Annotated in this window: 9 protein-coding genes; 6 read left to right on the forward strand and 3 right to left on the reverse strand. The window is 69.0% G+C overall.

The genetic code is table 11. The features are described 5' to 3' along the window. Window positions 1–187: 187 nt before the first annotated feature. Window positions 188–1,357 (reverse strand): quinolinate synthase NadA, encoded by a 1,170-nt coding sequence (gene nadA / locus Ato02nite_RS46355; RefSeq protein WP_213013120.1) that lies wholly within the window; start codon window positions 1,355–1,357, stop codon window positions 188–190. 67 nt (window positions 1,358–1,424) lie between these two features. Here nadA and Ato02nite_RS46360 point away from each other — a divergent pair, with 67 nt between their 5' ends. From Ato02nite_RS46360 to Ato02nite_RS46375, 4 genes are all read left to right on the forward strand, one after another. Continuing rightward, window positions 1,425–2,528, forward strand: a complete 1,104-nt coding sequence (locus Ato02nite_RS46360) for a glycerate kinase family protein (RefSeq protein ID WP_213013121.1) — start codon at window positions 1,425–1,427, stop codon at window positions 2,526–2,528. An 89-nt stretch (window positions 2,529–2,617) separates the two neighbouring features. Further along, entirely contained in the window at window positions 2,618–2,986 is a 369-nt protein-coding gene (gene erpA, locus Ato02nite_RS46365; protein ID WP_203731311.1) for an iron-sulfur cluster insertion protein ErpA, read from the forward strand. Window positions 2,987–3,109: 123 nt separating this feature from the next. After that, complete coding sequence (locus Ato02nite_RS46370; RefSeq protein WP_213013122.1) at window positions 3,110–4,090, forward strand: carbohydrate kinase family protein; 981 nt, start codon at window positions 3,110–3,112, stop codon at window positions 4,088–4,090. A 1-nt stretch (window position 4,091) separates the two neighbouring features. Then, window positions 4,092–4,589: a P-loop nucleotide/nucleoside kinase family protein gene (locus tag Ato02nite_RS46375; RefSeq protein WP_213013123.1), complete on the forward strand. Its 498-nt coding sequence runs from the start codon at window positions 4,092–4,094 to the stop codon at window positions 4,587–4,589. On the opposite strand, the gene Ato02nite_RS46380 is transcribed toward Ato02nite_RS46375, so the two are convergent. Continuing rightward, complete coding sequence (locus Ato02nite_RS46380) at window positions 4,582–4,794, reverse strand: sulfurtransferase TusA family protein (protein ID WP_213013124.1); 213 nt, start codon at window positions 4,792–4,794, stop codon at window positions 4,582–4,584. The two genes, Ato02nite_RS46375 and Ato02nite_RS46380, sit on opposite strands and share 8 nt — an antisense overlap. After that, window positions 4,791–5,897: a cysteine desulfurase family protein gene (locus Ato02nite_RS46385; RefSeq protein ID WP_213013129.1), complete on the reverse strand. Its 1,107-nt coding sequence runs from the start codon at window positions 5,895–5,897 to the stop codon at window positions 4,791–4,793. Before Ato02nite_RS46385 ends, Ato02nite_RS46380 begins: the two co-directional genes overlap by 4 nt. A gap of 292 nt (window positions 5,898–6,189) precedes the next feature. Here Ato02nite_RS46385 and ctaC point away from each other — a divergent pair, with 292 nt between their 5' ends. Both ctaC and Ato02nite_RS46395 read left to right on the forward strand, forming a co-directional pair. Next, window positions 6,190–7,035 carry an aa3-type cytochrome oxidase subunit II gene (gene ctaC, locus Ato02nite_RS46390; protein ID WP_213013130.1) on the forward strand — a complete coding sequence of 282 codons (846 nt, stop codon included), beginning with the start codon at window positions 6,190–6,192 and terminating at the stop codon, window positions 7,033–7,035. Window positions 7,036–7,045: 10 nt separating this feature from the next. Next, entirely contained in the window at window positions 7,046–7,471 is a 426-nt protein-coding gene (locus Ato02nite_RS46395) for a cytochrome c oxidase subunit 4 (RefSeq protein WP_213013125.1), read from the forward strand. The last annotated feature ends 64 nt before the right edge of the window (window positions 7,472–7,535 follow it).

Genomic DNA, 7,535 nt, shown 5'->3' on the forward strand with positions numbered 1-7,535 from the left:
GGGCGCCCGGTGTGATGATCGAGGGGGCAGAACGCGGGTGGGGGTACCCGATTCTGCAACCGGGGAAGCATAGCGCTGAGTGACAATTTGGGAAGTCGGCACAACGCCCACTCGGGGAGGAAATGCTGATGACTAAGCCAACATTAAGGCGCCGCCCTGCGGACGGCGCCTTAGTCACTACTTAGGGTTACGGCAGGGCCAGCATCTGGTCCAAAGCCACCCGTGCGTGGTGGGCCGTATCCGGGTCGACGGTGATCTGGTTGGGCACCCGGCCGGCCACCAGTTCCTCCAGCGCCCACACCAGGTGCGGCAGGTCGATCCGGTTCATCGTCGAGCAGTAGCAGACCGCCCGGTCGAGGAACATGATCTGCTTGTCGGGGTGGGCGAGCGCCATCCGGCGTACCAGATTGAGCTCGGTCCCGACCGCCCAGCTCGACCCCGGCTCGGCCGCGTCCAGGGCCTTGATTATGTATTCGGTCGAGCCGACGTAGTCGGCGGCCCGCACCACCTCGTGCCGGCACTCCGGGTGGACCAGCACGTTCACCCCCGGCACCCGCTCGCGCACCTCACGCACGCTCTCCAGGGTGAAGCGGCCGTGCACCGAGCAGTGCCCCCGCCACAGGATCATCCGGGCGTTGCGCAACTGGTCGTCGGTCAGCCCGCCGCCCGGCTTGTGCGGGTCGTAGAGCACGCAGTCATCGAGATCAAAGCCCATCTCGAGTACGGCGGTGTTGCGCCCCAGGTGCTGGTCGGGCAGGAAGAACACCTTCGAACCCTGCTCGAACGACCAGTCCAGGGCCCGCTTGGCGTTCGACGAGGTGCAGACGACGCCCTTGTTGCGCCCGACGAAGCCCTTGATGTCGGCCGAGGAATTCATGTAGGTCACCGGGACGATCTCACCGGTGATGCCCAGGTCCTCGAAGCGCTCCCAGGCGGTCTCCACCTGACCCAGGACGGCCATGTCGGCCATCGAGCAGCCGGCCGCCAGGTCGGGCAGGATGACCTTCTGGTCGGGCGTGGTCAGGATGTCCGCGCTCTCGGCCATGAAGTGCACGCCGCAGAACAGGATGAACTCGGCATCCGGGCGGGCCGCGGCCTGCTGGGCGAGCTTGAACGAGTCACCGGTCACGTCGGCGAACTGGATGACCTCGTCGCGCTGGTAGTGATGGCCCAGCACGAACACCCGATCGCCGAGCGCGGCCTTGGCCGCGGTGGCCCGGGCGACCAGGTCGGGGTCGCTCGGGGCGGGAAGATCGCCGGGGCAGTCCACGCCACGCTCGGAGGCGGGATCGGTGCCACGGCCGAGCAGAAGAAGCGCGGTTGCCGTACTGGCGGGTTCGATCCAGGTCGAGGTCACAAAATCATCGTCGCACAGCGCGGGACGGTCATCTGCTTCGCTGAACGTGGCCTGCCACACTCAGGCGGTGCGCGTATTGATCTGTCCGGACAAGTTCGCCGGGACCCTCTCCGCATCCGCCGTCGCCGATGCGGTCGCGGCCGGCTGGTCCGCCTCCGACGACATCGTCAAACGACCCCTCTCGGACGGCGGTCCCGGCTTCGTCGAGGTGCTCGCCGCCGCGCTGAACGGCCGCCTGATCCCGGTGGAGACGGTCGACCCGCTCGGCCGGCCGGCCCGCGGCGAGATCCTGCTGGCCGGCAACACCGCCTACGTGGAGAGCGCCCAGGCCTGCGGCCTGCACCTGCTGACGGCCGAGGAGCGCGACCCCAACGTCACCACCTCGTACGGCCTGGGCCTGCTGCTGATGGCGGCGGTCGAGGCCGGCGCGGCCGAGATCGTGATCGGGCTGGGCGGTTCCGCGGTCAACGACGCGGGCGCCGGCATGCTGGCCGCACTCGGCGCCGCCCCGGTCGACGTGGCCGGTTACGCCCTGCCGTATGGCGGTGCCTACCTGAACGCGGCCGCGGCCCTGGCCGGACCGCCCCGGCTGCGCCAGGTGAGCCTGGTCGCCGCCACCGACGTGGACAACCCGCTGACCGGCCTGCACGGCGCCAGCAAGATCTACGGTCCGCAGAAGGGCGCGAGCGAGGAGGACGTCTACCGCCTCGACGCCGCGCTCGAGCAGTTCGCCGGGGTGCTGGAGACGGCCTTCGGGGTGACCGACCTGGAGGTGGCACCGGGCGGCGGCGCGGCCGGCGGCATCGGCGCCGCGCTGATCGCCATGGGCGGGCGGATCGTCTCCGGCATCGGCCTGGTCACCGAGCTGATCGGCCTGGCGACGGAGCTGGACGCGGCCGACCTGGTGATCACCGGGGAGGGATCCTTCGATCACCAGTCGCTGCGCGGCAAGGTGGTGGCCGGCATCGCGAACGGTGCCCGCGACCGGGGCCTGCCCTGCATCGTGGTGTGCGGGCGCAACGAGACCGGCTTCCGGGAGGCGGCCAGTGCCGGGGTCACCGAGACGGTGTCGCTGACCGATCATTTCGGCTCCGAGAAGACCGCCCTGGCCGAGCCCGCCCGGGGTCTCACGGAGATCGCGGGTGAACTCGCGCAACACTGGAGCAGGTGACCTGGCCCACCCGGATTGGGAATCATGCGGATCAGGGCTAGCGTTGGGCAGTACGGCAGATGACCGCACCTGGCAGGGAGATACGTCACGTGACCACTGAAGCGCACACCCAGTCGACCGAGGCCGCCGCCCCGACCGGCGTCGTTCTGACCGACGTCGCAGCGGTAAAGGTCAAGGCCCTGATCGAGCAGGAAGGGCGCGATGACCTGCGCCTGCGCATCGCCGTTCAGCCCGGTGGCTGCTCCGGCCTGCGTTACCAGTTGTTCTTCGACGAGCGTTCGCTCGACGGTGACGTCGTGAACGACTTCGACGGTGTCGGTGTCGTCGTCGACCGGATGAGCGCGCCCTATCTCGCGGGCGCGACGATCGACTTCGCCGACCGGATCGACGCCCAGGGCTTCACGATCGACAACCCCAACGCGCAGAACTCCTGCGCCTGTGGTGACTCGTTCCACTGAGCCACTTTTTTATCGCACTGATCTTCTGAGCAGGCCGTCCCGTTAACGGGGCGGCCTGCTGCGCGTAACGTGCCGGTAGGCTTCGCTCGTAACGCCCCCTGTTCCCCAACCTCGAGGGCCGACATGAAGATCGCCGTCACCGGCTCGATCGCCACCGACCATCTGATGCACTTCCCGGGCCGGTTCGCCGAGCAGCTCATCGCCGACCAGCTGCACAAGGTTTCGCTTTCCTTCCTCGTCGACGACCTGGTGGTCCGGCGCGGCGGCGTGGCCAGCAACATCTCGTTCGGCATGGGCAAGCTGGGGCTGCGCCCGATCCTGGTGGGCGCGGTCGGCGCCGACTTCGCCGACTACCGGTCCTGGCTCGAGCGGCACGGTGTCGACTGCGACTCGGTGCATGTCAGCGAGGTGGCGCACACCGCCCGCTTCGTCTGCACCACCGACGACGACCTCAACCAGATCGCCTCGTTCTACGCGGGCGCGATGTCCGAGGCCCGCAACATCGAGCTGGCCCCGGTCGACGAGCGGGCCGGCGGCCTCGACCTCGTGCTGATCAGCGCCAACGACCCGGCCGCGATGATCCGCCACTCGCAGGAGTGCCGGGCCCGGGGCTTCAAGTTCGCGGCCGACCCGTCGCAGCAACTCGCCCGGATGGAGGGCAGCGACGTGCTGACCCTGATCTCCGGCGCGGAGTACCTGCTGACCAACGACTACGAGCGTTCGCTGCTGGAGACCAAGGCCGGCCTCACCGGCGACCAGGTCCTGGAGCAGGTCAAGATCCGGGTCACCACGCTCGGCAAGGACGGCGTCGAGATCACCGGCCGCGGCATAGAGCGCATCCACGTGCCGGTCGCCCGCGACGTCATCCCCGAGGACCCGACCGGCGTCGGCGACGGCTTCCGGGCCGGCTTCTTCGCGGCGATCGGCTGGGGCCTCGGCCTCGAGCGGGCCGCCCAGGTGGGCTCGCTGGTCGCGGCGCTGGTGCTGGAGTCGGTCGGCCCCCAGGAGTACGACATTCGCGCCGTCGACTTCACGAAGCGCTTCGCCGATTCGTACGGCGACGAGGCGGCCGCCGAGATCAAGCAGTTCCTCCCCACCGTCTGAGATGCTCGCCGTCTTCGCCGGACTGCCGGGTGTAGGAAAGAGCACGCTCGCCGCGCGGGTGGCCACCGAGCTGCCCGCGGCGGTGCTCGCCGTCGACCTCGTCGACTTCACGTTGCAGCGCTACGACGTCACCGAACCGCGGCCGGGCTACGCGGCCTACGGGGTAGTGGCGGCGCTGGCCGAGGCCCAGTTGCGGATCGGCCACCACGTGATCATCGACGCGGTCAGCCCGGTGAAGGCGGCCCGGCAGCTCTGGATCGAGGTGGCCGAGCGGGCCGGCGTGCCGCTCAAGGTGGTCGAGGTCGTCTGCGGTGACGACGCCGAGCACCGTCGGCGGGTCGAGGCCCGTTACGCGGCCCGCGACCACGACGGCGTCCCCGACTGGGTGCGGGTGCTGGAACGGCAGAAGGAGTACGAGCCCTATCTGGGCCCGCGCCTGGTGGTCGACACCTATCTGGCGAAGGATCCGGTCGAGCCGGTGGTGGCGTACCTCAGCTGAGCCGCCGCACCGCGAAAGCGTGCGGCCGGGGCGAGCCCAGGTACTCCTGCTTCTTCATCCGGCACCAGGCCGGAATGTCGTTGGCCGCCGCGGGGTCGTCCGCCAGCACCGTCACCGTCTCCCCGACTTCGACATCTCGTATTCGTTTGGCCAGGGCGATCACCGGCAGCGGGCACTTCTGGCCGAGGCAGTCGAGCTCGATCACAGGCCCGCCTCGGCCCGGATGCCGGCCACGATGCCCGGCAGCACCGACAGGAAGCGGTCGACCTCGGTGGCCGTAGTGCCGCGATGCAGGGAAACCCGCACATTGCCGTGGCTGAGCACGCCCATCGCCTCCAGCACGTGACTCGGCCGCAGCGTCGAGGCCGTGCACGACGAGCCCGACGACACCGCGAACCCCTGCCGGTCCAGCGCGTGCAGCAGCGCCTCGCCGTCCACGTAGAGGCAGGAGAAGGTGACCAGGTGCGGGAGCCGCTCCACCGGATCGCCCACCACCTCGACATCCGGCACGGTCGCGGCCACCCGCTCGCGGATGCGGTCCACCAGGGCGGACAACCGCACGGCCTCGGCCTGCGCCTCGCCCAGAACGGCTCGCAGGCTCGCCGCGGCCGCCACCGCGGCCGGCAGGTCGAGAGCGCCCGGCACCCCCGGGCGATAAAGATCATCTTGCGGGTACGGCGAGATCCAGCGCACACCCTTGCGGACCACGAGCACGCCCACCCCCGGCGGGCCGCCCCACTTGTGCGCGCTCGCGCTGAGCAGCGACCACCCCGGCGGCACCGGCACCCGGCCGACCGACTGGGCCGCGTCCACGTAGAGCGGCACCCCCGCCTCGGCGCAGTAGCCGGCCGCCGCGGCCACCGGCTGCACCGTTCCCACCTCGTGGCTCGCGGTGATCAAACTGGCCAGTGCCACGCCCGGCGCCGACACCGCCCGGTCCCAGGCATCCAGATCGAGCCGGCCCAGCTGATCGACGCCGACCTCGGCGGACTTTCCCTTGGCCGCGGCGTGCAGGACGGCCGAATGCTCGATCGCCGAATGCACCAGCGTGTCGCCCCGGCGGGCCCGCCCGGCCAGTCCACCCAGCACCGCCGCCTGCGCCGCAGCCGTACCCGACGGCCACAGTGACACCTCGTCCACCCGTACGCCCAAAGCCTCGGCGAACGCGGCGTGCGTCGCGTCCCGCAGCTGCTGGGCCTGCCGGCCGGCGGAATAGAGGCGGGCCGGATCGGCCCAGCCGTCCGCCAACGCCGCGGTCAGCGCCTCCGCGGCCACCGGATGCAGTGGAACCGCGCTGGCCGCGTCCATATAAGCCGCCGGACCGGCGGGAACGCCCGTATATTCCACCCTGCGAACGGTATCGTCCGGTTGTTGAGGTGTGCTCGCGGCGGTTGAAGATCCGACCCCCGCAACCGGACGGTAGGGCCTGGTCGAGTAATCTGCGACCGTCGGTACGCCTTGCTGCCCAGTGTCTGATTTCGGGCCGGGGCGCGCGGCGCTGCTAAGGAGGCATAAGCAGGTGGGCGCAAAGACTCAGGCCACGCGGCCGCGGGCGGCGGTCCGGATCGCCGGGCTCGCTCTCAGCGGTGCGGGGCTGCTGATGCTGCTCTCGGGCTGTTCCATTGAGGGCTTCGGGAACGCATTCGGCAACTTCGGGTGGCCCAGCCGCGGCGTGAGCCTGCAGGCGCACAAGATGTATGACCTTTGGATCGCCTCGGTCATCGCGGCGCTGGTCGTCGGCATCTTCGTGTGGGGCCTGATCTTCTGGTGCATCATCCGGTACCGCAAGCGCGGCGACGAGCTGCCCGTGCAGACCCGGTTCAACATGCCCATGGAGGTCCTCTACACGGTCACCCCGATCCTGATCGTGGCGGTGCTGTTCTACTACACCGCCATCGTGCAGACCGATGTGGACAAGCTCTCCAAGAACCCCGACCAGGTCGTCGAGGTCGTGGCGTTCAAGTGGCAGTGGCAGTTCAACTACCGCGACGGCATCGGCGCCGACGCCAACACGGTCGCCTCGACCGTCGGCTCCGCCGATGTCATCCCGCTGCTGGTCCTGCCCACCGGCGAGAAGATCCGCTTCGAGGAGACCAGCAAGGACGTCATCCACTCGTTCTGGGTGCCCGAGCTGCTCTTCAAGCGCGATGTCTTCCCCGGCAGCGTGCGCAACGTCTTCGAGGTGACCCTCGACAAGGAGGGCCGCTACGTCGGCCGCTGCGCCGAACTGTGCGGCACCTACCACGCCTTCATGCAGTTCGAGCTGGTCGTGGTCTCGCCGGCCGACTTCGACAAGTACCTTGCGGCGAAGAAGAGCGGCGCCACCACACAGGAGGCGATGACCGCGATCGGCAAGGAGCCGTACGCGGTTACCACCGAGCCGCTGAACACCCGCCGCCAGTCGAGCAGCTGGAACCAGTCCAACACCGTCGCCGCGGGGAAGTAGGGGTTACACCGTGAAGACCGAATACAAGATCTTCGCCGGTGTGGCCGGCTTCCTGTTCGCTGCCGCCGCTCTCTATGGGTTCTGGACTCATGGCGAGACCGGGCAGGTGGAGTGGATCGGTGTGGTGGCACTGATCATGTCCGGCCTGCTGTGTTCTATGTGTGGTGGGTTCTTCTGGTTCGTGGCTCGGCGGATCGATCTGCGGCCGGAGGACCGGGAGGACGGGGAGATCGCCGAAGGCGCTGGGGAGATCGGGTTCTTCAGCCCTGGGTCTTACTGGCCATTTGGGATCGCCCTGTCGGCTTCGGTTGCTGCCCTTGGTTTGGTTTTTTGGATGTGGTGGCTGATCGCTGTTGGGCTGATCATGGTGATCGTTTCGGCTTCCTCGATGCTCTTTGAGTACTACTCGGGGACTCGGCATACTGCTGAGCACTGAGCTGGCTGGCTCCGCTTCGCTCCGCTGGCGCGATCGCCTTTAGGTCAATGAGATGGGCCCGGTT

This window comes from Paractinoplanes toevensis, assembly GCF_018332695.1.
In the GTDB taxonomy this organism is placed as follows: domain Bacteria; phylum Actinomycetota; class Actinomycetes; order Mycobacteriales; family Micromonosporaceae; genus Actinoplanes; species Actinoplanes toevensis.